Here is a 22871-nt window from a genome sequence, read left to right on the forward strand (position 1 = left end):
GACCATCACGCAGAGGAGAACGCCCCGTGGCTAAGCACACCCGCTTCCGTATCACCGCCGAACAAACCGGCTCCGCCCTCTTCCTCATCACGCATTTCCCCTGCCAAAGCCCCTTGAGCGCTGCCGCCGAAAAGGCCGCGCAACTCCACAGCCTGCTGTTCATGCTCAGCGACTATGCCGCTTGCAGCGACACCTTTGGCGCATTGAATCCGGAGTTCCAGAGCGACGTGCTGTCGCTGGCAGCCGGGATTGCACGGGAAGCGCAGGTCATGAGCGAGCTGGCGGCGGGCCATAGGGACGAGGCAGGCTGAAGCAGGGGCCACCGGCAAGAAGACCGCAACCTGCTCCATGCCCCGACCACGCGCATCTTCGCCACAGACTTGCTGGCGGCTATCGCCCAGGCGCTGCCTTAACGCGCCCAGGGCGCATCCACCTCCGTCCTCACGCCATAGCGCTCCAGCCCCTTGGCATGCAGCGCCGGAGAAATCGACCGCAGCGCGGCAATCGCCACGTGGTAGCGGTCGATCTCGAAGTAGCGGCGCAGCGCGGCGCGCGTATCGCTGCGCCCGAAGCCGTCCGTGCCAAGCGCGGTGAACGGCGCGCGCAGGTACGAGGCGATGAGCTGCGCATAGGCCCGCACGTAGTCGGTGGCGGCAATGACCGGGGTAGCGCCCGGCAGCGAGCGCTGCAAATGGCTTTGCGTTTCGCCGCCGCTGGCGAACAGGCTGGCGCGCTCGCATTCGCGGGCGTCCCTGGCGAGCTCGGAGAAGCTGGTCACGCTCCAGATCTCTGACTTGATATCCCAGTCGCTTGCCAGCAGGTCCGCGGCGGCGATGACTTCGCGCAGGATGGCGCCCGAGCCGAGCAGCCTCACGCTGGTGGCAGCGCCTTCGGGGCCGCGCGTGCCGAAAAGGTACATGCCCTTGATCACGTCGTCGTGCGCGTCCTCGCGCAGCGGCGCCTGCACGTAGTTCTCGTTGTTGACGGTCAGGTAGTAGAACTCGTCGCGCTGCGCTTCCAGCATGCTGCGCGCGCCGTGGTGGATGATGACCGCGGCTTCGCTGGCGAAGGCCGGATCGTAGGCGCGGCAGTTCGGCACCGTGGCGGCGATCAGCTGGCTGGTGCCATCCTGGTGCTGCAGGCCTTCGCCGGCAAGCGTGGTGCGCCCGGCTGTGGCGCCGATCAGGAAGCCGCGCGCGCGCTGGTCCGCCGCCGCCCAGATCAGGTCACCGACGCGCTGGAAGCCGAACATCGAGTAATAGATATAGAACGGCAGCATGGCGACGCCGCTCACGCTGTATGACGTTGCCGCGGCCGTCCACGACGCCAGCGCGCCCGCTTCGGTGATGCCTTCTTCCAGCAGTTGCCCTTGCTGGCTTTCCTTGTAGTACAGCATCGAGCCGGCATCTTCCGGCTCGTAGAGCTGGCCCACCGGCGAGTAGATGCCGATCTGCCGGAACAGGTTGGCCATGCCGAAGGTGCGCGCCTCGTCGGCCACGATGGGCACCACGCGCGGGCCGATGTCCTTGTCCTTGATCAGGTTGGTGAACAGGCGCACCACGCCCGTGGTGGTGGAGACGGCGCGCTCGTCCGGCTCCATGGCGAAGCGACCGTACTGCATCAGGTCGGGCATGCGCAGCGCGGGCGCGGTGCGCGCGCGGGCTGGCAGGTAGCCGCCCAGCGCCTGCCGGCGCGCATGGAGGTAGGTCATCTCCGGGCTGTCGTCAGCCGGCTTGTAGAAGCGCAGTTCCGCCACGGCATCGTCGTCCAGCGGCAGCGCAAAGCGGTCGCGGAAGGCACGCAGCGCGTCAATATCAAGCTTCTTCTGCTGGTGCGCGGTCATGCGGGATTCGCCCGCTTCGCCCATGCCGTAGCCCTTCTTGGTCTTGGCGAGGATCACGGTGGGCTTGCCCTTGTGCGCCTGCGCATCCTGGAACGCGGCGTACAGCTTGCGAAAGTCATGGCCGCCCCGGCGCAGCGCATCGATATCCGCGCTGCTCATGCTGGCGACCAGGGCCTTGAGCTCGGGGTCCGTGTTGAAGAAGTGGGCCAGGTTGTAGTCGCCATCCTTGGCCCCGAGGTTCTGGTACTCGCCGTCCACCATCGCAGCAAAGCGCCGCAGCAGCGCGTGATTGGTGTCGCGCGCAAACAGCGCATCCCACTCGGAACCCCAGACCACCTTGACGACGTGCCAGCCGGCGCCGCCAAACAGCGCCTCCAGCTCGTGGATCACCTGGCCGTTGCCGCGCACCGGGCCATCGAGCCGCTGCAGGTTGCAGTTGATGACGAAGGTGAGGTTGTCGAGCTTCTCGCGCGCCGCCAGCGAGAGCGCGGCAAGCGACTCCGGCTCGTCCATCTCGCCATCCCCGAACACGCCCCACACGCGCCGCGCAGCGGTATCGGCAATGCCGCGATGCCCGAGATAGCGCAGGAAGCGGGCCTGGTAGATGGCGCTGATCGGGCCGATGCCCATGGAGCCGGTCGGGAATTGCCAGAAATCCGGCATCAGCCAGGGATGCGGATAGGAGGAGAGGCCACCGCCGCCGGTTTCCTGCCGGTAGCTCGCCAGTTGGGACTCGGACAGCCGCCCCTCCAGGAAGGCGCGTGCATAGACGCCCGGCGCGGAATGCGGCTGGAAGTAGACCAGGTCGCCCTTGTGGTCCCCATCGTCGGCGCGGAAGAAGTGATTGAAACCCACCTCGAAGATCTCGGCGGCGGAGGCATAGCTGGCAAGGTGGCCGCCAAGTTCGCCGTAGGCCTTGTTGGCGCGCACCACCATGGCCAGCGCGTTCCAGCGGATGATCGAGGTCAGCCGCTGCTCCATGGCAAGGTCGCCGGGATAGCGCGGCTGCTCGCCTACGCCGATGCTGTTCTGGTAGGCCGAGTAGGGATGCGCCCGTTCGCCAAGGCCGAGATGGCTGGCATGCTCGGCAAGGCGCTCCAGCAGGAAGCGCGCACGCGGCGCGCCGCCTGTGCGAAAGACGCCGGCCAGGGCGTCGAGCCATTCGCTGGTTTCCTCAACGTCGGGGTCGTGCCCTTCGCCAGGGGCAATCTGGATGGCGTCTGTCTTTGGCAGGGCACGCATTGCGGTCTCCGTGGGCTTTGTTCTTCTCTATTGGATTGTAGGGAGGAGACCGCGGCAGAAGCTGCCGAATTGGCAGGCGAAGCCGGCCGCCGGCAGCGTAGCGTGCTGCGGCTGGGCGGCTGGCAGCGCAATGTGCTGTGGGGACGGGCACGCCGGCTGCAAGTGGTGGCAGATGGGCTTGGCGTATCGCCGGCGCGCCTATCGATTGCCCGGACGCGGCAAAAACCGGCGGGGACGATGATCATGCCGGGTGCTTCCAGCGTGGCTCAACGCAAAGCGCGCCTGATGAGGCGGGTACTCAGCACCCTCAAACTGCAATCAGTGGGGCTGACCGGACCTGATGCATCCGGTGTAGTTACCCGAAAATTACTTCGCCGTCGGCATGGCGAACTCGGCGCCCTTGCCGATGCTGTCGGGCCAGCGCTGCATGACCGACTTCTGCTTGGTGTAGAAGCGCACGCCTTCCTCGCCATACGCGTGGGTGTCGCCAAACAGGCTGCGCTTCCATCCGCCAAAGCCGTGCCAGGCCATCGGCACCGGGATAGGCACATTGATGCCGACCATGCCGACCTGGATGCGCCGCGCAAACTCACGCGCCACGCCGCCGTCGCTGGTGTAGCAGGCCACGCCGTTGCCGAACTCATGGTCGTTGACCAGTTGCACGGCCTGGGCAAAATCCTTCACGCGCACGCAGCCCAGCACCGGGCCGAAGATTTCTTCCTTGTAGATGCGCATGGCGGGGGTCACGTTGTCAAACAAGGTGCCGCCCGTGAAGAAGCCCGCTTCATGGCCGGGCACGCGGCAATCGCGTCCGTCCACCACCAGCGTGGCGCCTTCCTCCACGCCGATGCCGACGTAGCCTTCGATCCGCTCCAGGGCCTGGCGCGTGACGATGGGACCCATCTCGGCCTCGGCGTTCATGCCATTGCCGATCACCAGTGCCTTCACGCGCTCGGCCAGTAGCGGGAGGATCTTGTCCGCGACATCGCCCACCAGCACGGCGATCGAGATCGCCATGCAGCGCTCGCCGGCCGAGCCGTAGCCGGCGCCGATCAAGGCGTCCACGGCTTGTTCGATGTCCGCGTCGGGCATGACCACCAGGTGGTTCTTGGCGCCGCCGAGCGCCTGCACGCGCTTGCCGAAATGCGCCGAGCGCTCACTGATGTACTGGGCGATCGGGGTAGAGCCGACAAAGCTCACTGCCTTGACGTCAGGATGTTCGATCAGTGCGTCGACCACGACCTTGTCGCCCTGCACCACGTTGAACACGCCGGCCGGCAAGCCGGCTTCGGTCAGCAGATCCGCCATGAACAGGCTGGCGCTGGGATCGCGCTCGCTGGGCTTGAGCACAAAGGTGTTGCCGGCCGCCAGCGCGATCGGGAACATCCAGCACGGGACCATGCAGGGGAAGTTGAACGGCGTGATGCCAACCACCACGCCCAGCGGCTGGCGCAGCGTCCAGTTGTCCATGCCGGTGCTGACCTGGTCCGTGTAGTCGCCCTTGAGCAGTTGGGGGATGCCGCAGGCAAACTCGATGATGTCGATGCCCCGGGAGACTTCGCCCTGCGCGTCGGAAAAGACCTTGCCGTGTTCCGCCGTGATCATCGCCGCGAGCGTGTCGCGATTCTGGTTCATCAGTTGCAGGAAGCGTTGCATGACCCGCGCGCGGCGGATCGGGGGCGTGTCCGCCCAGGCCGGAAAGGCCGCGGCCGCAGCGGCAACCGCGCTGCCGGCTTCGTCGACCGAGCCCAGCGCCACGGTGCGCGCGGCGGCGCCGGTGGCGGGATTGAAGACATCCTGCGCGCGTCCGCTGGCGCTGGCAACCCGGCTGCCGTTGATGTAGTGGCCGAGCTGGCCGCCTTCGGTGTATGCGATGGGAGTCTTCACGTTGCTGCCTTCAAGGAAAGAGAGGGATTAGCCAATGCGACGAGTGTAGTCACGGCCCCTTCCCCCATCAATGCCGCGCGGCTTGACTCATTGTTTAGCAAAGTAAACAATGCCGCGATGGAAGACGAAAATAAAGAACCCAACTGGGCGCACCTTTACTCGCTGGTCGTGCTGGGTGAGCTTGGCAGCTACACGGCCGCGGCCGTGCGCCTGGGCCTGAGCAAGGGGGCCATGAGCCAGCGCATCGCGGAGCTGGAGCGCAGCGCCGGGGTGCCGCTGGTGCAGCGGACTACCCGCAGCGTCCGGCTGACCGAAGCGGGCCAGCAACTCGCGGACGCCACGCGCAACGCCTTCGCGGACATCGAGCGCAGCTTTGCAGGCGTGCGCGATCTTGCCGGCGAGCCGCGCGGCTTGCTGCGGGTCACGGCGCCAGTGGCGCTGGGCCGGCAGCAGATCGTTCCGCGCATCCCAGCCTTTCTGAAGGCCTATCCGGAGGTGCGGATCGAGATGGAGTTTTCCGACAAGTTCACCGCGCTGGCGCAGGAGGGCTTCGACCTGGCGATCCGGCATGCCTCGGTAGCGCCGGATACGCATATCGCCTGGACGCTATGCCGCACGAACACGGTGCTGGTGGCAACGCGCAGCTACCTGAAGCGCCATGGCTCGCCCGAAACCCCGGAGGAACTGGCCGAGCATGCCTGCCTGCATTACTTCCGGCGGGGCGAATCGCCCACCTGGAGCTTCGAGCCCCTGCGCGGCGCCGCCCCCCGGCGCAGCGTGGCCATCCACGGCAGCTTTGCCGCCAACAACAGCGAGGCCCTGCGCGAGGCGGCGCTGGGCGGACTGGGCATCGCCCTGCTGCCGGACTTCACCGCCCAGGCGGACGTGGCCGCCGGCAGGCTGGTCAAGGTCCTGCCCAACTGGCGCCCGGCGGGGGCCTTTGGCGACCACCTGTTCGCCATCCGCCCTTACAGCCCTTACCTGCCGCGCGCCGTGCGCGTGTTTGTGGACTACCTGCGCGAGACGCTGAAGGATGGCTTCACGATGGGCTGAAGCCCGGCCTTACTGCAGGTTGCCCCAGCGCGGCACCGCCGGCTCCGCCGCCGCCCATTTCCAGCCGGTGGGCTGCCGGCAGGCGGTGGTCAGGAACCAGGCGCGCTGTTGCCTGGCGTCGTCGTCCACCGAGAACAGCGCCTCCCGGCATTCCGTCAGCGGCGTGCGGATGACGCGCACCACCCGCACCCAGCCATGCTCGTTGGCATAGGGCAAGGGGTGGCGGATTTCCCAGCGCTGCTGCGCATCGACCGGCATGGCGCCGATGGTGGCGGCGATGCTGTCCTGCTCCGCCTGCTGCCAGTTGCGCAAGACGTATTTGGCGCCGGCATCCGTGGCGGCGCTGACGCCGATGGCCACGCCGGCGGCCAGGGCCGGGTTGCCGGTGACCGCGCCGGTCGCCACGCCGGCCACCGCGCCGGTCAGGTCGCCGACCGACGAGCAGCCAGTGGCCAGGGCGGCCGCAAGCACGGGCACGATGACCCGCAACCGGTGCGGGCCGCTCATTGCAGCGCCCCCCACCGCTCGGTCGCCGGCTCCGCCGACGCCCACTTCCACGTCTGGCCGTCCCGGCAGATCGCCGCGATATAGAACGCGCTGGATTTCGCTTCGTCGTCCACCGAGAACACGATCTCCTTGCACTGCAGGGACTTGCCGCCGATCTCCCGGCTGACCGTGACCCGGCCATGCTCCGCAGGCTCGAGCGGCACGGCGTGATCGGTCCTCCAGTCCGCCACCGCATCCACCGCCAGCGGGCCGGCGGCCATGGCGATGCGGTCTTGCGCCGCCGCGTGGATTTTGCGTTGGCTGTACTGCAAGGCGGCCCTGGCGCCCGCTTGCACACCCAGGCCAATGCCGGTCGCCACCGCCGCGTTGTCGGTCAGCGCACCGGCAATGCTGGCGCCGGCAATGCCCGCACCGGCCGCCGTGCCCTCGCTCAGCAAGGAACTGCAGCCCGTGGCGGATAAGCAAAGGGCAATCGCGGCGGCAAGCGCGGCCGGGCCGCGCAGGCCGGTCCCGGGCCGCGCGCGGAGGGAATCAGGAGTCATCGTTGGGGGATGGAAAATCGGGGAAGGCTATGCCCGGCATGCCCGGCGCATTCGCAAATGCGGGCCAGCATACGCGCGCGCACTTGCGTCGCAAAGCGCAGAAATGTCAAAGATTGTAAGAACGACAGCGTGCGCTGGATGCATCCGGTGAGCGGCGCATCCACCCGGCGCGTCGCCAGCACCGAATCGTCTGCCTTTATACTGCGGCATGGCCTACGATCTCACAGACAAACTCGTCATCGGCATCTCGTCCCGGGCGTTGTTCGACCTCGAGCACGAGAACGGCATCTATCAATCCGAGGGGGTGGCGTCCTACTCCGCCTACCAGCGCCAGCATGAGGACGAACCCCTCCTGCCGGGCACGGCCTTTCCGCTGGTGCAGGCGCTGCTCGGACTCAATCACCTGATCCCGGACCGAAGGCTGGTCGAGGTCGTGGTGATCTCGCGCAATTCACCGGACACCGGGCTGCGCGCGTTCAACGCCATCGAGACCCACCGGCTCGACATCACCCGCGCGGCATTCACCGGCGGCGAATCGATCTCGCGGTACCTGCAAGCCTTCAAGGTGGACCTGTTCCTCTCGCGCGAGGCCACCGACGTGCAGGCCGCCATCGACGGCGGCGTGGCCGCGGCCCAGCTGTACGCCGCGCCCGCCGACTATCACGCCCCCGCCGGCCAGATCCGTATAGCCTTTGACGGCGATGCCGTGCTGTTCTCGCCGGAGTCCGAGCAGATCTTCAAGCAAAAAGGGCTGGAAGCCTTCGTCCGGCATGAGCAAAAACACCGCCACAAGGCCATGGCCGAAGGGCCGTTCGCCAAGCTGCTGCTCCGGCTGGCGGAGATCCAGTCGCACTTCCCGCCCGGGAAATGCCCGGTGCGCATCGCCATCGTGACGGCGCGCAACAGCCCGGCGCACACACGGGTGGTGCATACCCTGCGCGCGTGGAACGTCAGCATCGATGAAGCCTTTTTCCTCGGCGGCTTGCCTAAGGATCAAGTGCTGCAGGCGTTCGGCGCGCATATGTTCTTCGACGACCAGGAAGGGCATGTGGAACTGGCGTCGGCGGTGGTGCCGTCGGGGCGGGTGCCATACAAAGGTGGTGAGCTGGGCGGCGGCAAACGCAGGCCCGCGCGCAAGCGCGCCAGGAACGACGACACCGATGCCGCCGGCCAGGCCGGCAACGCACCCATCAGCGCCGCATGAAGACCTTCGCCCTTTACCTCATCACGGCCTGCGCGGAAATCCTGGGCTGCTATTTCCCCTACCTGTGGCTGCGCCAGGGGGCCAGCGTGTGGCTGCTGGTGCCAGGCGCGCTGTCGCTGGCGCTGTTCGCCTGGCTGCTGTCGCTGCACCCGGATGCTTCCGGGCGGGTTTATGCGGCCTATGGCGGCATTTATATTGCGGTGGCTATTCTGTGGCTCTGGCTGGTGGATGGGGTGAAGCCTAGCCACTGGGATCTGGCGGGGGTGGCGGTGGCGATTGCCGGGATGGCGATGATTGTTTTTCAGCCGCGTTGAAGCAGCGCGGAGCGTGATGGAGCGCTTGCGCTACGGCTAGCGCCCGCCCTCCCGATCCGCGCCCAGCCAGCCATTGCGCCCGCGCCGCTCAGGCCGCGACCCGCGCCGCCGCCCCGCGATACTGCGCCAGCAGCGCCACCCGCCGCGCCGCCGCCTTCTCCATATTGGCTTCCTTGACATGCCCGAAGCCGCGGATGTCGTCGGGCAAGCTCGCCAGCGCCACCGCCGTATCCAGCCGGTCCGCATTCAGCGTCGCGCCGAACTCCGCCGCCATCGCGATGTAGTCCTCGATCAGCTTGCGTTCCGCGCGTCGCTCGGCGGTCTTGCCGAACACGTCGAAGGCGGTGCCGCGCAAGCCCTTGGCGCGTGCCAGCAGACGGAAGGCGGTCAGCATGGCCGGGCCGAAGCGGCGCTTGACCAGGTGGCCATGCGAGTCCCGCTTTGCCAGCAGCGGGGGAGCCAGGTGGAAACTGAGCTGGTAGTCGCGGCCAGGTTCGCCTTCGAACTGCGCGCGCAGCTTGTCCAGGAAGGCGGGGTCGGCGTACAGGCGGGCGACTTCGTACTCGTCCTTGTAGGCCATCAGCTTGGCGAGGTTGCGCGCCACGGCTTCGGCGAGCGGCAAGCGCGGGTTGGCGCCCACGCGCTTCTCCGCAGCGCGCACGCTTTCGACTGCGGCGCGGTACCGGGCCGCGTACGCCGGGTTCTGGTAGGCCGTGAGCAGGGCTTCGCGCTGGCGGATGACGCTGTCGAGCGTCTCCGGCATGGCCACTACCTGGGCACGCGGCGTGGTCTGCAATTGCGCTGCGAGCGCAGCCTCGCCGTGATGCGCCAGATAGCGGCCCCAGTCGAAGGCCAGCAGGTTCTTCTCCACCGATACGCCGTTCAGCTCGATGGCACGCACGAGGCTATCGCGCCGCAACGGGACCCAGCCCTTTTGCCAGGCAAAGCCCAGCAGCAGCGGGTTGGAGTAGATCGAATCGGCCAGCAGCTTCACGGCCCACGCATTGGCATCGATAAAGGCACAGGCGTCGCCGACACTGGCGCGCAGGTCCTGCTCGGCCGAGGCGCCCGGGAATTTCCAGTTCGGGTTCTTGATGAAGTCTGCGGTAGGCGTATTGGCACTGTTGATGGCGGCTGCCGTCACGTCGACCCGGGTCTTGGACAAGACCTCAGGCGAGGCGGAGACGATCGCGTCGCAGCCGATCACCAGCCGTGCCTCGCCGGTGGCGATGCGGGTGGCGTGCAGCGCGGCCGGGGTCGGGGCGATCTGCACATGGCTGATCACCGCGCCGCCCTTCTGCGCCAGGCCGGCCATGTCGAGCACGGTCACGCCCTTTTGCTCCAGGTGGGCAGCCATGCCAAGCAGGCCGCCGATGGTGACCACGCCGGTGCCGCCGACGCCCGTTACCAGCACGCCGTAGGGCCGCTCCAGCGTGGGCAGCGCCGGCTGCGGCAGCGCGCTGAAATCGGCGATCGCACCCTTGCCGCCCGCCGCGGCCGGCTTGCGCACTTGTGCGCCCTCAGCCGTGACAAAGCTCGGGCAGAAACCGTTCACGCAGGAAAAGTCCTTGTTGCAGGAGGACTGGTTGATCTTGCGCTTGGTGCCCAGCGGCGTCTCCAGCGGCTCCACGGACAGGCAATTGGACTTGACCGAGCAATCGCCACAACCTTCGCAGACCGCGTCGTTGATGAACGCGCGCTTGGCAGGGTCGGCCATGGTGCCGCGCTTGCGGCGGCGGCGCTTTTCGGTGGCGCAGGTCTGGTCGTAGATCAGGATGGTGACGCCGGCGGTATCGCGCAGCTGGACCTGGATCTCATCGAGCTTGTCGCGGTGGTGCACGGTCACGCTGGCGGGCAGCATGCCGCCGTCGCCGTATTTCTCGGGCTCGTCGGTGACCACCACGATCTTGCTGGCGCCTTCGGCCAGCACCTGGTGCGCGATCTGCGGCACCGTCAGCACGCCGTCCACCGGCTGGCCGCCGGTCATCGCCACGGCGTCGTTGAACAGGATCTTATAGGTGATATTGGCCTTGGCCGCGATGGACGCGCGGACCGCCAGCAGGCCCGAGTGGAAATAGGTGCCGTCGCCCAGGTTGACGAATACATGCTTCTCGCCGGTGAAATGCATCTGCCCGGTCCATGCCACGCCTTCGCCGCCCATCTGGCTGAAGGTGTCGGTATTGCGGTCCATCCACATCGCCATATAGTGGCAGCCGATGCCGGCCAGCGCGCGCGAGCCTTCGGGCACGCGGGTGGAGGTGTTATGCGGGCAGCCCGAGCAGAACCAGGGCTTGCGTTCCACCGAGATGCGCGGGCGCGCGGCTTCGCGCTCCTTGGCCTCGATCAGCGCCACGCGCGCGGCGATGCGCTCGCGCACGTCGGTGGGCAGGTCGCTCTTTTCCAGCCGGGTGGCAATGGCCTTGGCGATCAGCGCGGGCGATAGCTCGTAGTGCGCGGGCAGCAGCCAGTTGCCGCGCGGCAGCGACCATTCGCCGCCGTGGTTGCCGCGCTCGTCGAACTTGCCGTAGACCTTGGGGCGCACATCATCGCGCCAGTTGTAGAGTTCTTCCTTGAGCGCGTATTCGAGGATCTGGCGCTTTTCTTCCACCACCAGGATCTCTTCCAGGCCAGTGGCGAACTCGCGCGCGTCGTGCGCGTCCAGGGGCCACACGCAGCCCACCTTGAACACGCGGATGCCGATACGGCGGCAGGTATCGTCGCCCAGGCCCAGGTCAGACAGCGCCTGGCGCACGTCGAGGTAGGCCTTGCCGGCGGTCATGATGCCGAAGCGCGCGTTGGGCGAATCCAGCACCACGCGGTTGAGCTTGTTGGCGCGGATATAGGCCAGCGCCGCATACCATTTATGGTCGAGCAGGCGGGCTTCCTGCGCCAGCGGCGGATCTGGCCAGCGGATATTGAGGCCGCCCTCGGGCATGGCGAAGTCCTCCGGCAGCACGATCCGCACGCGATCAGGATCGACCTCCACCGAGGCGGTGGACTCCACCACGTCGGTCACGCATTTCATCGACACCCACAGGCCGGAGTAACGGCTCATGGCCCAGCCATGCAGGCCGTAGTCGAGGTATTCCTGCACATTGGACGGATAGAGCACCGGAATGCCGGAGGCCAGCAGCACGTGCTCGGACTGGTGCGCCACCGAGGACGACTTGGCGGCGTGGTCGTCGCCCGCCAGCAGCAGCACGCCGCCGTGCTTGGCGGAGCCGGCCGAGTTGGCGTGCTTGAGCACGTCGATGGAGCGGTCCACGCCCGGGCCCTTGCCGTACCACATCGAGAACACGCCGTCGCGGGTCGCGTCCGGGAACAGGTTGACTTGCTGGGTGCCCCACACGGCGGTGGCGGCCAGGTCTTCGTTCACGCCGGGCTGGAACACCACGTCGCTGGCGGCCAGGTGTTTCTTGGCCTTCCACAGCGCCTGGTCCACGCCGCCCAGCGGGGAGCCGCGGTAGCCGGAGATAAAGCCCGCCGTATTCAGTCCGGCGGCAAGGTCGCGCGCCTTTTGCAGCATGGGCAGGCGCACCAGCGCCTGGGTGCCGCTAAGATACACGCGGCCTTTTTCCAGGGTGTATTTATCGTCAAGGGAAACCGACGCTAGCGCATCTTGCTGGGCTGAGGATAGGGGGGCATTCATCGATGCTGTCTCCGTGTGCTCTTGTGGGCTGTCACTGAGTGTAGGAAGGCTGGCCGATATCGTAAAATCATGAATTCAGAGAGCTGGTATCCGAAAAACACATAGCGGAGTGGCATATGGCGAAAGAGCGGCATGGGAAGGAAGACGGCGGGCAGCGTATCGCCAAGGAAATCACCCTGCGGCAGTTCCGTTATTTCGCCGCGGCGGCGGAGACCGGCCAGTTCTCCATGGCCGCCACGGCCGAGCATGTGTCGCAATCGGCCATTACCAATGCCGTGCTGATGCTGGAGCAGCAGCTTGGCGTGCGCCTCTTTGACCGCCTGCCGCACGGCGTGGCCCTGACGGCGGAGGGTCACCGGCTGCATCAGCGCGCCCGGCAAATCCTGGACGCCGTGCAGGACACCCTGCGCGAGCCGCGCTTCCAGGCGCACAACCTGAGCGGCACGGTGCGCCTGGCGGCGTCCTACACGGTATTGGGCTACCTGCTGCCGGGCCTGCTGGCGCGGTTTCGCACCAACTACCCGGATATCGATTTCGACCTGCACGACATGGACCGCCCCGGCATCGAGCGCGCGGTGCTGGCCGGGGAGATCGAGCTTGGCATCGGGCTGCTGTCCAATATCGAGAGGCTGCAACGCTTTGCCCATCACACGCTGATCCGCTCGCGGCGCCAGCTATGGGCGTCGCCGTCGCATCCCCTGCTGGCGCTGCCCAGGCTGACGCTGAAGGACATCGCGGCGCATCCCTACATCCTGCTGACGGTGGATGAAGGCGAGCGCTCCACGCTGCGCTACTGGCGCAGCAAGCGGCTGGCGCCATCGATCGCGTTTCGCACCAGTTCGATGGAGGGGCTGCGCGGGCTGGTGGCGCACAGCTTTGGCGTGACCGTGCTGTCCGACATGGTGTACCGCCCGTGGTCGCTGGAAGGCAAGCAGATCGAGGCGCGGCCGATCGCCGAAGGCGTGCCGGACATGGAACTGGGGCTGCTGTGGCAACCGGGGCGCAAGCTGGACAAGCCAGCCGATGCGCTGCGGGAGTTCCTGATCCATGCCAGCGGCAGCTAGGCGGCAATCCCCTGTGCCAAGGCGCCACACGCTGCTCCAGATTGGTACACCTTGGCGCACCGCGGCACACTGGCGGCCGCCTGCATAGCCCCCTGCTTGCCAGGTTTTACGTGGTTTCGCCGTTCTCGCTGCGCCGTGTCCGCCAGGCACAGCTTTTGCGGATGGATGCTTGTGCGCGAACAACGCGGCACGACAGACATCACGAGACGGAGACAGACATGAACATGGCGGAAATCGCCCAGCTGGGCGTTGCGTATCCCTACAAGGAACAGTACGAAAACTATATCGGCGGCGCCTGGGTGGCCCCGGCCGATGGCCAGTACTTTGAAGCGATCTCGCCGGTCACCGGCAAGCCCTTCACGCGCGTGCCGCGCTCCAACCAGAAGGACGTGGACGCCGCGCTGGACGCCGCGCACCGCGCCAAGGGCGCCTGGGGCCGTACCTCCACCACCGAGCGCGCCAACATCCTGAACCGCATCGCCGAGCGCATCGAGGCCAACCTGGTCACGCTGGCGGTGGCCGAGACCATCGACAACGGTAAGCCCATCCGCGAAACCACGGCGGCCGACCTGCCGCTGGCGGTGGACCATTTCCGCTACTTCGCCGGCTGCATCCGTGCGCAGGAAGGCGGCATCTCCGAGATCGACCACGACACCGTGGCCTATCACTTCCATGAGCCCCTGGGTGTGGTCGGCCAGATCATCCCGTGGAATTTCCCGCTCCTGATGGCCACGTGGAAGCTCGCGCCCGCGCTGGCCGCCGGCAACTGCGTGGTGCTCAAGCCCGCGGAGCAGACGCCGGCCTCGATCCTGGTGCTGATGGAAATCATCGGCGACCTGCTGCCGCCGGGTGTGCTCAATGTGATCAACGGCTTCGGGCTCGAGGCAGGCAAGCCGCTCGCCTCCAGCTCGCGCATCAGCAAGATCGCCTTTACCGGCGAGACCACCACCGGCCGGCTGATCATGCAGTACGCCTCGCAGAACCTGATCCCGGTCACGCTGGAACTGGGTGGCAAGTCGCCCAACATCTTCTTCGAAGACGTGCTGTCCGCCGACGACGCCTACTTCGACAAGGCACTGGAAGGCTTCGCCATGTTCGCGCTGAACCAGGGGGAGGTCTGCACCTGCCCGTCGCGCGCGCTGATCCAGGAGTCGATCTACGAGCGCTTCATGGAGCGCGCGCTCAAGCGCGTGGCAGCGATCAAGCAAGGCCACCCGCTCGACAAGGCCACCATGATCGGCGCGCAGGCTTCGCAGGAGCAGCTTGAGAAGATCCTGTCGTATATCGACCTGGGCAAGCAGGAAGGCGCGCAATGCCTGATCGGCGGCGAGCGCAACGCGCTGGGTGGCGACCTTGCGAGCGGCTACTACGTCAAGCCCACGGTGTTCTCCGGCCATAACAAGATGCGCATCTTCCAGGAAGAGATCTTTGGCCCGGTGGTGTCGGTGACCACGTTCAAGGACGAGGAGGAAGCGCTGGAAATCGCCAATGACACGCTGTACGGACTAGGCGCCGGCGTATGGACGCGAGACGGCGCGCGCGCGCACCGCATGGGCCGCGGCATCCAGGCCGGCCGCGTGTGGACCAACTGCTATCACGCCTACCCGGCGCATGCGGCATTTGGCGGCTACAAGCAATCCGGCATCGGGCGCGAGAACCATCGCATGATGCTGGACCACTACCAGCAGACCAAGAACCTGCTGGTGAGCTACAGCCCGAACGCGCTCGGCTTCTTTTGATACAGCGCAAGAATGGGCGCTCGCGCCCATGACATGATCGGCATGGCGCCCGCCCCCCCGCCGGCTTACCGCCGCGCGGCGCGGGCGTCCTTGCCAACAGAATCAGGAGTCGAGATGACAGCGATGATGAAAGCCGCCGTGGTGCGCGAGTTCGGCGCCCCGCTCACGATCGATGAAGTGCCCGTGCCGCAGCCCGGGCGCGGCCAGATCCAGGTCAAGATTGAAGCTTCCGGCGTATGCCACACCGACCTGCATGCCGCCGAAGGCGACTGGCCCGTCAAGCCGACCCTGCCCTTTATTCCCGGCCACGAAGGCGTGGGCTATGTCTCGGCGGTAGGCGCGGGCGTGAGCCGCGTGAAGGAAGGCGATCGCGTCGGCGTGCCCTGGCTGTATAGCGCCTGCGGCTACTGCGAGCACTGCCTGCAAGGCTGGGAAACCCTGTGCGAGAAGCAGCAAAACACCGGTTACTCGGTCAACGGCGGCTATGGCGAATACGTGGTAGCCGATCCTAACTACGTGGGCCTGCTGCCGGACAGCGTGGGCTTCGTGGAGATCGCGCCGATCCTTTGCGCCGGCGTGACCGTCTACAAGGGCTTGAAAGTGACCGACACGCGGCCCGGCCAATGGGTCGTGATCTCCGGCATCGGCGGGCTTGGCCATGTGGCGGTGCAATATGCACGCGCCATGGGGCTGCGCGTCGCGGCGGTGGATATCGACGACAAGAAGCTCGAACTCGCCCGCAAGCTCGGCGCCGAGGTCACGGTCAATGCGCGCACCACCGATCCCGTGGCGTTCCTGCAGAAGGAAATCGGCGGCGCGCACGGCGCGCTGGTGACGGCGGTATCGCCCAAGGCATTCGGCCAGGCGATCGGCATGGTCCGGCGGGGCGGCACAGTGGCGCTCAACGGCTTGCCGCCGGGAGACTTCCCCACCCCGATCTTCGACGTGGTGCTCAAGGGCATTACCATCCGCGGCTCCATCGTCGGCACCCGCAGCGACCTGCAGGAGTCGCTCGACTTCGCCGCGCATGGGGCTGTCAAGGCGACCGTGTCCACCGCGCCGCTGGAGAAGATCAACGAGATCTTCACGCGCATGCGCGCCGGCGATATCGAAGGCCGGGTCGTGATGGACTTTGCTGCTTGACGTTTGCTATCTGAAGTTGCCATCTGAAGGCAAGGAGCCGCCCGATGCCCGCCCCCCAGTCACCTGACGCCGTGCAGCGCGTCGTCGCCACGCCTGCCGCGCTGGCACTGATCGAGCGCCTGCGCGCGCGGCACGGTGCGTTGATGTTCCACCAGTCGGGCGGCTGCTGCGACGGCAGCGCGCCGATGTGCTACCCGGACGGCGACCTGATCATTGGCGAGGCCGATGTCTGCCTCGGCGAGATCGGTGGCGCGAAGTTCTACATGACGCGTGCGCAGTTCGAGTACTGGCAGCACACGCGGCTGGTGATCGACGTGGTGCCCGGATCGGGCGGGATGTTTTCGCTGGAAGGGCCGACCGGGTTGCGGTTCCTGACGCGCTCCGAATTGTTCAGCGACGAAGAGGCGGCGCGGCTGGAGCGGGAGCCGGCGCCGTGAAGCGCCGGCATGACGTGAAACCTGCGCATTAGCCGCGCATTAGCCACGCTTTAGCCACGCTTTAGCCACGCTTTAATCGCCGATAAATCGTATTGCGCGACAGGCCAAGCTCGCGCGCGGCCAGGCTGACATTGCCGCCGTGGCGCGCCAGCGCCTGGTGGATCATGGCGGCTTCCCGATCGCGCAAGCGCTCGGGGGTACCGGCGGACGTCACTGGCATCACCGGCGTTGGGGGCATGAAGGCTGGCGCGGCGTCCCTGTCCTGCGCGAACATTGGCTCGCGCTCAAAATCCTCCGGCAGATGCTCCACGCGAATCTCTTCTTCGCCTTCGGCCATGATGGCCGCCGTGCGCAGCACGTTGACCATCTGGCGCAGGTTGCCCGGCCAGGGATGGCGCTGAAAATGCGCCAGCACGTCCGCGGCAACGCGGGTTGGATGCGCGTCACCGTGCTCGCCATGCTCCGCCTGCGCGAGTTGCTGCGTCAGGATGCGCTGCACCAGCACCGGCAAGTCCGTGCGCTCGCGCAGCGCCGGCAGCGTCACCGATAGCGCATTGATGCGGTAGTACAGATCCTCGCGGAAGGTGCCTGCCGCGATCATGGCGCGCAGGTCGCGGTGGGTGGCGCAGATGATGCGCAAATCCACGGGAATCGCGTGGGCGCCGCCCAGCGGGGTCACCGCGCGCTCCTGCAGCACCCGCATCAGCCGCACCTGCTGCGCCAGCGGCATGTCGCCAATCTCGTCAAGGAACAAGGTGCCGCCGTGCGCCTGCACCAGCTTGCCCGGGCTGCCGCGCCGCCGCGCGCCGGTGAAGGCCCCGTCCTCGTAACCGAACAGCTCCGCCTCGATCAGGGACTCCGGGATCGACGCGCAATTCACGGCCACGAATGGCGCGGCGCCGCGTGGCGAATCGCGATGGATGGCGCGCGCCAGCCACTCCTTGCCGGTACCGGTGCGGCCCAGCACCAGGATGGGAATATCGCGTCCGCGCACCTTGTCGACCCGCTGCAGCACGGCGGCCATGCGGGCGTCCCCGGTATCGAGAGCGGCCAGCGCCGAGGTGGTTGCCGATTTGGGTGCACGCGCGGCCTGCGCGCGGCGCGGCGGCGCGAGCAGCGACATCCGCGCGAACACCAGCACACGGCTTGGCAGGGTCAGCGTCAGCAACTGGCCCGACGCATCGACGCCCTGCTTGAGCGCGGTGCCCAGCGGCATGCCGAACAAGGCGGCAAAACTCTGGTGGTTCAGCGTATCGGGCGACATGCCGAGCTGGAATAGCCCGCTGCGATTGGCCGCCAGGAAGGTCCCATCGGCCGAGAACGCCGCCATGCCTTCGAACAGCGTGCCGACGAACTCCGGCCGCGCGTGAAAGCGCACCAGCGCGGCATCGGTGAAATGCGTGGCGAACAGATGGTTCTCGATCATCTGCGCCGACATGCGCACCAGCGCCATGGTGTGCTTGTGGAAGCCGCGATGATCGCCGCTGACGTCGAGCGCCCCCAGCACCTGGCCAAACGGCCCGGAGATCGGCACGCAAGAACAAGTCAGCGTGCGGTTGGCACGCAGGAAATGCTCGTCGGCGTGGACCACCGCGGGCTGGGCCTCGGCCAGCGCCGTGCCGATGGCGTTGGTGCCCTTGCTCGACTCCGCCCACGAGACACCCGGCGCCAAGGCCACGCGCCTGGCCCGGTCGGCAAAATCGCCGTCGCCCAGGCTGTGCAGGATCACGCCGCCGCTGTCGGTCAGCAGCACCATGCTCTCGGTATTGGCGATCTGCGCGTGCAGGGTTTCCATGACCGGCAGCGCGTGCTTGTACAGCATCTGGTTGGTGTCGACCAGTTCGTGCAGCGCGCGCGTGCCCAGCGTTTGATAGTCCGCCGCATGGGTGGCTTCGAGGCCGAAACTGGTGGAGCGCGCGTGCGCGCGGGCAATCAGGATGCGGCGCTCCGGATCGGCGTCCGGCGTTGCGGCGCGGCTGGCAAGCGTGCTGCTCATGGCGGCAGGTCTCCTGTTCTGGATCCCGGCGTGGCCGGGTCAGGCCGTCTTTCGTGCCGGCCCGTCTGGCGGCATGGCGACCTTGCCGCCAAACCTTATCACATGCCGGCCGCGCAACGCGCACGCCCCACCCGGAAGTCGGGTGTAAAGTACATGTTTGCCGCACGCGCGCTGCGCGCCCGGCCTCTGCCGTTTCACTCCCTCGGAAGGCGCACGATGAGCATTGTGATAGATCGCTTCGATCATATCGTCCTGAATGTGAAGGACGTGGAGACCAGCGCGGCGTGGTACGAGAGCGTGCTGGGCATGCAGCGCGAGGACTTCGAATCGCGCACCGGCAAGCGGGTCTCGGTGCGCTTTGGCCAGCAGAAGATCAACCTGCGCCCGATCGATACGGACACCGTGGCGTGGTTCACCGGCGTTCACCCGACCACCGGCAGCGACGATCTCTGCTTTATCACCCACAACACGCTGGAGAGCGTGATCGCGCACTGGATTGCGCACCATGTGCCGATCGAGGCAGGACCGGCGGCGCGCACCGGCGCGCTCGGCCCGATGACCTCGGTCTATTGCCGGGACCCGGACGGGAACCTGATCGAAGTGGCGGCCTATCCAGCACACTGAGTGAGCGCCGCAAGCGGCGCCCTCCGGAATCAACGCTTGCCGTCGAGCAGGTCGTTCAGCACGTCGTCAAATGCTGCTTGCGCATCTTCCAGCGCCTGCAGCGACGCATCGAAGGTCTGCAGCGCCATCTTTGACGGCTTGCCGCTGCCCTGCGGCGCAAACTGCCCCTGCAGCGCGGTAAAGGCCACCTGCACCTGGCGGGTGGCGTTGACGACACGCTCCATCGCCTGGGCTTCTTCCGCGCGGTTATCTAGGTCGTTTTGCTGGTCTTTCTGGTCGTTTTGTTCGGTCATGCCCTTGGCTCCGTGCGCGGCCGCACCGGCCGCCATTGATGTGAGGCGTATCGTACAAGAATCGGACAAGAACTTGCGCACGGGTTGCCCGGTCGAATGCCGTGCCCCCCCGTAAAATGATCCGGGGGACGCCGGGAAACACCAGGAAGCGCCAGGAAACGCCCCCACGCATTGCGCTGTAAAGCCAGGCAGAACATACCCTCCGAACCTCATGCCACCCCATTCACGCAAGGCCCTCGCCGCCGTCCTGCTGACCGCAGGCGGCTTCACCTGCTACTGGACCTACCTCACGCTGAACCAGGACAGGCTGCTGTTCGACGCTCGCCGCCGCCCGCCGCGGGACCTGCCCGAGGGCATTTCCGCTTACTCGCACGAAGTGCCGGGCGGTTTCCTGCGCGGCTATGTCTACGGCGCCCAAGGCGTCCAGGACGCGGAAACCGGGGAAACCGTGCGGAACGCACAAACCGCGCGCGACCTGCTGTTCTACCTGCCAGGGCGCGGCGAGGATGTACTGGACACCATGCAATACCTGGCCTGGCTGCCGCCGGGCGTGGGCTTTGCCACCATGGACTACCGCGGACTGGGCCACTCGGACGGCCAGCCCTCCGAAGCAGCCGCCGTGGCGGACGCCAGCCAGTTCCTGCTGCACCTGCGCCGCAGGTTCCCCGGCACGCGCGTGCATGTGGTCGGCCGCAGCCTCGGCACCGGCGTAGCCATCCAGCTGGCGGACCTGCAGGATTTCGAGAGCTTGCAGCTGATCACGCCTTACGACTCCTTGCTGGAGATCGTGCGCAAGCGCTTCCCGCTGGTGCCGCTGCGGCAACTGATGCGCCATCACTTCGACTCGATCTCCCACTGCAAGAAGGTGGTGCAGAGCACCAAGGTGCTGCTGGCCGAGGTCGACGAGGTAGTGCCCCACGAATGCTCGGAGCGCCTGATCGCGGCCTGGCCCGGCCACGTAGCGCAGCAGATGATGCCGGGCACCAACCATTTCACCATCATCGAGCAGCCCGAGACCTGGCGCGCGCTGGCGGAGTTCGCACAGCAGGTGGGCCGGCCCGGCGCCCGGCCGGTTACGCCGGAAGTGCCCCGGGCCGATGGCGTGGAGCCGGCAGCGGCGCAAGCCCCGGATGGCATGCCCGGCTTCCCGATCTTCGCCCCAAGGTAGAATGCGCGCATGAAAAGAGTCGTTGTAAAGGCAGCAAGCGTCACTCTGGCGCTGGCTGCAGCCTCCACCCTGTTAGTTGGGTTCGCCGCCGTGGTGAGCCTTCGTCAACTCCCCGCCGTCGATGCGCTGCGGGACTACCGCCCCGACCTGCCGCTGCGGATCTTTACCAGCGACAACGTGCTGATTGGCGAGTTCGGCAACGAGCACCGCGAATTCGTCCCGCTGGAGCGCATGCCCAAGCAGATGTCCAACGCGCTGCTGGCGGCGGAAGACGATCAGTTCTACCAGCACGCCGGCGTGGATGTCCCCGGGATCTTCCGCGCCGCGCTCGCCAATATCGGCGAGGGCTACGCCCAGGGCGCCTCCACCATCACCATGCAGGTGGCGCGCAACTTCTACCTGTCGCGCGAGAAAACGCTCTCGCGCAAATGGTATGAAATCCTGCTGGCCTGGAAGATCGATCGCTCCCTGCCGAAAGACCGCATCCTCGAGCTGTACATGAACCAGGTCTACCTGGGCGAGCATGCCTATGGCTTTGGCAGCGCAGCGCAGGCGTACTTCGGCAAGCCGCTGGATGCGCTGTCGCTGGCGGAAACCGCGATGCTGGCCGGCCTGCCCAAGGCGCCGTCGACCATGAATCCCGTGGTCAATTTCCCGCGCGCCAAGCTGCGCCAGCAATATGTGCTGGGGCGCATGCAAGCGCTCGGCATGATCTCGCACCAGCAGTACCAGGCGGCCCGCGCGGAAACGCTGAAGGTGGCCGGCTCGCATAACGGCCGCTTTGACGGGCACGCCGAGTACGTGGCGGAGCTGGCCCGCCAGCTCGCCTACGACCGCTTTGGCGAGGCCGCCTATACCCGCGGCCTCAATGTCTACACCACGGTATCGTCGGTGCGGCAAAGCCTGGCCTATGAGGCCGTGCACGCGGGCCTGGACCAGTATGGCAAGCGCCATGGCCAGCAAGCAGCGCCGCAGGCCGCGCTGGTTTCGCTGGACAGCAAATCGGGCGCCATCGAAGCCATGATCGGTGGCGCGGACTTTGCCACCAGCCGCTTCAACCATGCCACGCAGGCGCTGCGCCAGCCGGGCTCGACGTTCAAGCCGTTCATCTATTCCGCCGCGCTCGAGCGCGGCGTGTCGGCCACCACGCTGATCAACGATGCGCCGCTGGATGCCTCGTCGCGCTGGCAGCCGGGCAACGACGATGGCCGCTTCCTTGGCGCCGTGAGCGTGCGCCAGGCGCTGGCGCAGTCACGCAACCTGCCTGCCATCCGGACCTTGCAGGCTATCGGCATTCCCTATGCGGTTGACTATGCGGGCAAGTTCGGCTTCTCCGAGCAGCGCCTGCCGCGCTACCTGCCGATGGCCCTGGGCACCGGCACCACCACGCCGCTGCGGCTGGCCGCCGCCTATGGCGTCTTCGCCAGCGAAGGCTATCGCACCGAGCCCTACCTGATCGAGCGCATCAGCGACGGCGCGGGCAACGTGCTGTTTACCGCCGACAGCGAACCCCAGCCACACCGCGTGATTCCCGAGCGCAATGCCTATGTGATGAACAGCCTGCTACGCAGCGTGGTGACCAGCGGCACCGGCGCAGGCCTGGAACGCTACCTGCGGCGCGCGGACGTGGCAGGCAAGACCGGCACCACCAACGATTCGGTCGATGGCTGGTTTGCCGGCTACGCGTCTGGCATCGTCACGGTGGCGTGGATGGGGTTCGACGACAACCGCAGCCTGGGCCGGCACGAGTTTGGCGCCACCACGGCCCTGCCGATCTGGGCCAGCTATATGGAAGGCCGCCTGGCGGGCCAGCCCGAGGCGGAATTCGTTGCGCCCAAGAACCTCGTGCGCAACGGCGACGACTGGGTCTACCCGGAATACGCCGACGGCAGCCACGGCATTGCCGCGCTTGGCTTCCCGTCCGCGCCGGCGGACGCCGATCCGGGGGCGGCGACGGCACTGACCGACACTAGCGGCGGTGGTGGCACTAGCAGCACTAGCGGCACTACCGCCGCGACCAGTGCAACCAGTGCGACCGGCGTGACAAGCACCGCGGGCACCACCGGCGGCACCGAGTCCGTCAGAGCGCTGAGCCCTGCCCCGGCCGGGGTGCCGCCCCGCGCGTCGCAGCCCACAACCTGAACCACCACCCGCCACAAGCAAGGC

General features: G+C 67.0%; 18 protein-coding genes. 11 read left to right on the plus strand and 7 right to left on the minus strand.

The annotated features are described in order from the left end of the window. Positions 1–26: 26 nt before the first annotated feature. Complete coding sequence (locus AC1RQC_RS17325) at positions 27–311, plus strand: hypothetical protein (protein WP_492830264.1); 285 nt, start codon at positions 27–29, stop codon at positions 309–311. 98 nt (positions 312–409) lie between these two features. Here AC1RQC_RS17325 and mdeB read toward each other — a convergent pair whose 3' ends face one another. Both mdeB and AC1RQC_RS17335 read right to left on the minus strand, forming a co-directional pair. Then, on the minus strand, positions 410–3085 hold the full coding sequence (mdeB, locus tag AC1RQC_RS17330; protein WP_492884113.1) for an alpha-ketoglutarate dehydrogenase: 2676 nt from the start codon (positions 3083–3085) through the stop codon (positions 410–412). A 366-nt stretch (positions 3086–3451) separates the two neighbouring features. Beyond that, positions 3452–4972 (minus strand): CoA-acylating methylmalonate-semialdehyde dehydrogenase, encoded by a 1521-nt coding sequence (locus AC1RQC_RS17335; RefSeq protein WP_492884115.1) that lies wholly within the window; start codon positions 4970–4972, stop codon positions 3452–3454. 117 nt (positions 4973–5089) lie between these two features. On the opposite strand from AC1RQC_RS17335, the gene AC1RQC_RS17340 reads away from it, so the two are divergent. Next, the gene (locus AC1RQC_RS17340) at positions 5090–6025 is read left to right on the plus strand and encodes a LysR family transcriptional regulator (RefSeq protein WP_492884117.1); all 936 of its coding nucleotides are present in this window, start codon (positions 5090–5092) and stop codon (positions 6023–6025) included. A 9-nt stretch (positions 6026–6034) separates the two neighbouring features. Here the strand turns inward: AC1RQC_RS17340 and AC1RQC_RS17345 are convergent, their stop codons facing one another. Next, positions 6035–6532: a hypothetical protein gene (locus tag AC1RQC_RS17345; protein WP_492884119.1), complete on the minus strand. Its 498-nt coding sequence runs from the start codon at positions 6530–6532 to the stop codon at positions 6035–6037. Further along, the gene (locus AC1RQC_RS17350; RefSeq protein ID WP_492371778.1) at positions 6529–7074 is read right to left on the minus strand and encodes a hypothetical protein; all 546 of its coding nucleotides are present in this window, start codon (positions 7072–7074) and stop codon (positions 6529–6531) included. Before AC1RQC_RS17350 ends, AC1RQC_RS17345 begins: the two co-directional genes overlap by 4 nt. 208 nt (positions 7075–7282) lie before the next feature. On the opposite strand from AC1RQC_RS17350, the gene AC1RQC_RS17355 reads away from it, so the two are divergent. Both AC1RQC_RS17355 and AC1RQC_RS17360 read left to right on the plus strand, forming a co-directional pair. Next, positions 7283–8278: a 5'-nucleotidase gene (locus AC1RQC_RS17355; protein ID WP_492884121.1), complete on the plus strand. Its 996-nt coding sequence runs from the start codon at positions 7283–7285 to the stop codon at positions 8276–8278. Beyond that, positions 8275–8592, plus strand: coding sequence for a YnfA family protein (locus tag AC1RQC_RS17360; RefSeq protein WP_492811770.1), 318 nt, complete (start codon positions 8275–8277; stop codon positions 8590–8592). Before AC1RQC_RS17355 ends, AC1RQC_RS17360 begins: the two co-directional genes overlap by 4 nt. 88 nt (positions 8593–8680) lie before the next feature. Here AC1RQC_RS17360 and AC1RQC_RS17365 read toward each other — a convergent pair whose 3' ends face one another. Then, positions 8681–12241 (minus strand): indolepyruvate ferredoxin oxidoreductase family protein, encoded by a 3561-nt coding sequence (locus AC1RQC_RS17365; protein ID WP_492884123.1) that lies wholly within the window; start codon positions 12239–12241, stop codon positions 8681–8683. Positions 12242–12357: 116 nt separating this feature from the next. Between AC1RQC_RS17365 and AC1RQC_RS17370 the strand changes: the two genes are divergently transcribed. The 4 genes from AC1RQC_RS17370 (at position 12358) to AC1RQC_RS17385 (ending at position 16624) form a co-directional block, all read left to right on the plus strand. Further along, positions 12358–13305, plus strand: coding sequence for a LysR family transcriptional regulator (locus AC1RQC_RS17370; RefSeq protein ID WP_416050785.1), 948 nt, complete (start codon positions 12358–12360; stop codon positions 13303–13305). Between the two features lie 218 nt (positions 13306–13523). Continuing rightward, complete coding sequence (adh, locus tag AC1RQC_RS17375; RefSeq protein WP_492884125.1) at positions 13524–15044, plus strand: aldehyde dehydrogenase; 1521 nt, start codon at positions 13524–13526, stop codon at positions 15042–15044. Positions 15045–15158: 114 nt separating this feature from the next. Then, positions 15159–16187 (plus strand): alcohol dehydrogenase AdhP, encoded by a 1029-nt coding sequence (gene adhP, locus AC1RQC_RS17380; protein WP_174424598.1) that lies wholly within the window; start codon positions 15159–15161, stop codon positions 16185–16187. 44 nt (positions 16188–16231) lie between these two features. Continuing rightward, positions 16232–16624: a DUF779 domain-containing protein gene (locus tag AC1RQC_RS17385; RefSeq protein ID WP_492811775.1), complete on the plus strand. Its 393-nt coding sequence runs from the start codon at positions 16232–16234 to the stop codon at positions 16622–16624. 61 nt (positions 16625–16685) lie between these two features. Here AC1RQC_RS17385 and AC1RQC_RS17390 read toward each other — a convergent pair whose 3' ends face one another. Next, positions 16686–18620, minus strand: coding sequence for a sigma-54-dependent Fis family transcriptional regulator (locus AC1RQC_RS17390; protein WP_492884127.1), 1935 nt, complete (start codon positions 18618–18620; stop codon positions 16686–16688). Positions 18621–18836: 216 nt separating this feature from the next. On the opposite strand from AC1RQC_RS17390, the gene AC1RQC_RS17395 reads away from it, so the two are divergent. Then, on the plus strand, positions 18837–19244 hold the full coding sequence (locus tag AC1RQC_RS17395; RefSeq protein WP_150985022.1) for a VOC family protein: 408 nt from the start codon (positions 18837–18839) through the stop codon (positions 19242–19244). Positions 19245–19273: 29 nt separating this feature from the next. Here the strand turns inward: AC1RQC_RS17395 and AC1RQC_RS17400 are convergent, their stop codons facing one another. Beyond that, the gene (locus tag AC1RQC_RS17400) at positions 19274–19537 is read right to left on the minus strand and encodes a hypothetical protein (protein ID WP_492371785.1); all 264 of its coding nucleotides are present in this window, start codon (positions 19535–19537) and stop codon (positions 19274–19276) included. Positions 19538–19748: 211 nt separating this feature from the next. Between AC1RQC_RS17400 and AC1RQC_RS17405 the strand changes: the two genes are divergently transcribed. Both AC1RQC_RS17405 and AC1RQC_RS17410 read left to right on the plus strand, forming a co-directional pair. Then, positions 19749–20705 (plus strand): alpha/beta hydrolase, encoded by a 957-nt coding sequence (locus AC1RQC_RS17405; RefSeq protein WP_492830252.1) that lies wholly within the window; start codon positions 19749–19751, stop codon positions 20703–20705. Positions 20706–20714: 9 nt separating this feature from the next. Continuing rightward, positions 20715–22847, plus strand: coding sequence for a penicillin-binding protein 1A (locus tag AC1RQC_RS17410; protein WP_492884129.1), 2133 nt, complete (start codon positions 20715–20717; stop codon positions 22845–22847). The last annotated feature ends 24 nt before the right edge of the window (positions 22848–22871 follow it).

The sequence above is a fragment of the Cupriavidus sp. GW822-FHT03E04 genome (genome assembly GCF_058801495.1).

Excerpts from the sequence above, each read along its gene's own strand:
- adhP (WP_174424598.1), top strand. The coding sequence starts at position 15,159 with ATGACAGCGATGATGAAAGCCGCCGTGGTGCGCGAGTTCGGCGCCCCG.
- AC1RQC_RS17370 (WP_416050785.1), top strand. The coding sequence starts at position 12,358 with ATGGCGAAAGAGCGGCATGGGAAGGAAGACGGCGGGCAGCGTATCGCC.
- AC1RQC_RS17365 (WP_492884123.1), bottom strand. The coding sequence starts at position 12,241 with ATGAATGCCCCCCTATCCTCAGCCCAGCAAGATGCGCTAGCGTCGGTT.
- mdeB (WP_492884113.1), bottom strand. The coding sequence starts at position 3,085 with ATGCGTGCCCTGCCAAAGACAGACGCCATCCAGATTGCCCCTGGCGAA.
- AC1RQC_RS17405 (WP_492830252.1), top strand. The coding sequence starts at position 19,749 with ATGCCACCCCATTCACGCAAGGCCCTCGCCGCCGTCCTGCTGACCGCA.
- AC1RQC_RS17385 (WP_492811775.1), top strand. The coding sequence starts at position 16,232 with ATGCCCGCCCCCCAGTCACCTGACGCCGTGCAGCGCGTCGTCGCCACG.
- AC1RQC_RS17410 (WP_492884129.1), top strand. The coding sequence starts at position 20,715 with ATGAAAAGAGTCGTTGTAAAGGCAGCAAGCGTCACTCTGGCGCTGGCT.
- AC1RQC_RS17355 (WP_492884121.1), top strand. The coding sequence starts at position 7,283 with ATGGCCTACGATCTCACAGACAAACTCGTCATCGGCATCTCGTCCCGG.
- AC1RQC_RS17340 (WP_492884117.1), top strand. The coding sequence starts at position 5,090 with ATGGAAGACGAAAATAAAGAACCCAACTGGGCGCACCTTTACTCGCTG.
- adh (WP_492884125.1), top strand. The coding sequence starts at position 13,524 with ATGAACATGGCGGAAATCGCCCAGCTGGGCGTTGCGTATCCCTACAAG.
- AC1RQC_RS17360 (WP_492811770.1), top strand. The coding sequence starts at position 8,275 with ATGAAGACCTTCGCCCTTTACCTCATCACGGCCTGCGCGGAAATCCTG.
- AC1RQC_RS17350 (WP_492371778.1), bottom strand. The coding sequence starts at position 7,074 with ATGACTCCTGATTCCCTCCGCGCGCGGCCCGGGACCGGCCTGCGCGGC.
- AC1RQC_RS17395 (WP_150985022.1), top strand. The coding sequence starts at position 18,837 with ATGAGCATTGTGATAGATCGCTTCGATCATATCGTCCTGAATGTGAAG.
- AC1RQC_RS17400 (WP_492371785.1), bottom strand. The coding sequence starts at position 19,537 with ATGACCGAACAAAACGACCAGAAAGACCAGCAAAACGACCTAGATAAC.
- AC1RQC_RS17390 (WP_492884127.1), bottom strand. The coding sequence starts at position 18,620 with ATGAGCAGCACGCTTGCCAGCCGCGCCGCAACGCCGGACGCCGATCCG.
- AC1RQC_RS17345 (WP_492884119.1), bottom strand. The coding sequence starts at position 6,532 with ATGAGCGGCCCGCACCGGTTGCGGGTCATCGTGCCCGTGCTTGCGGCC.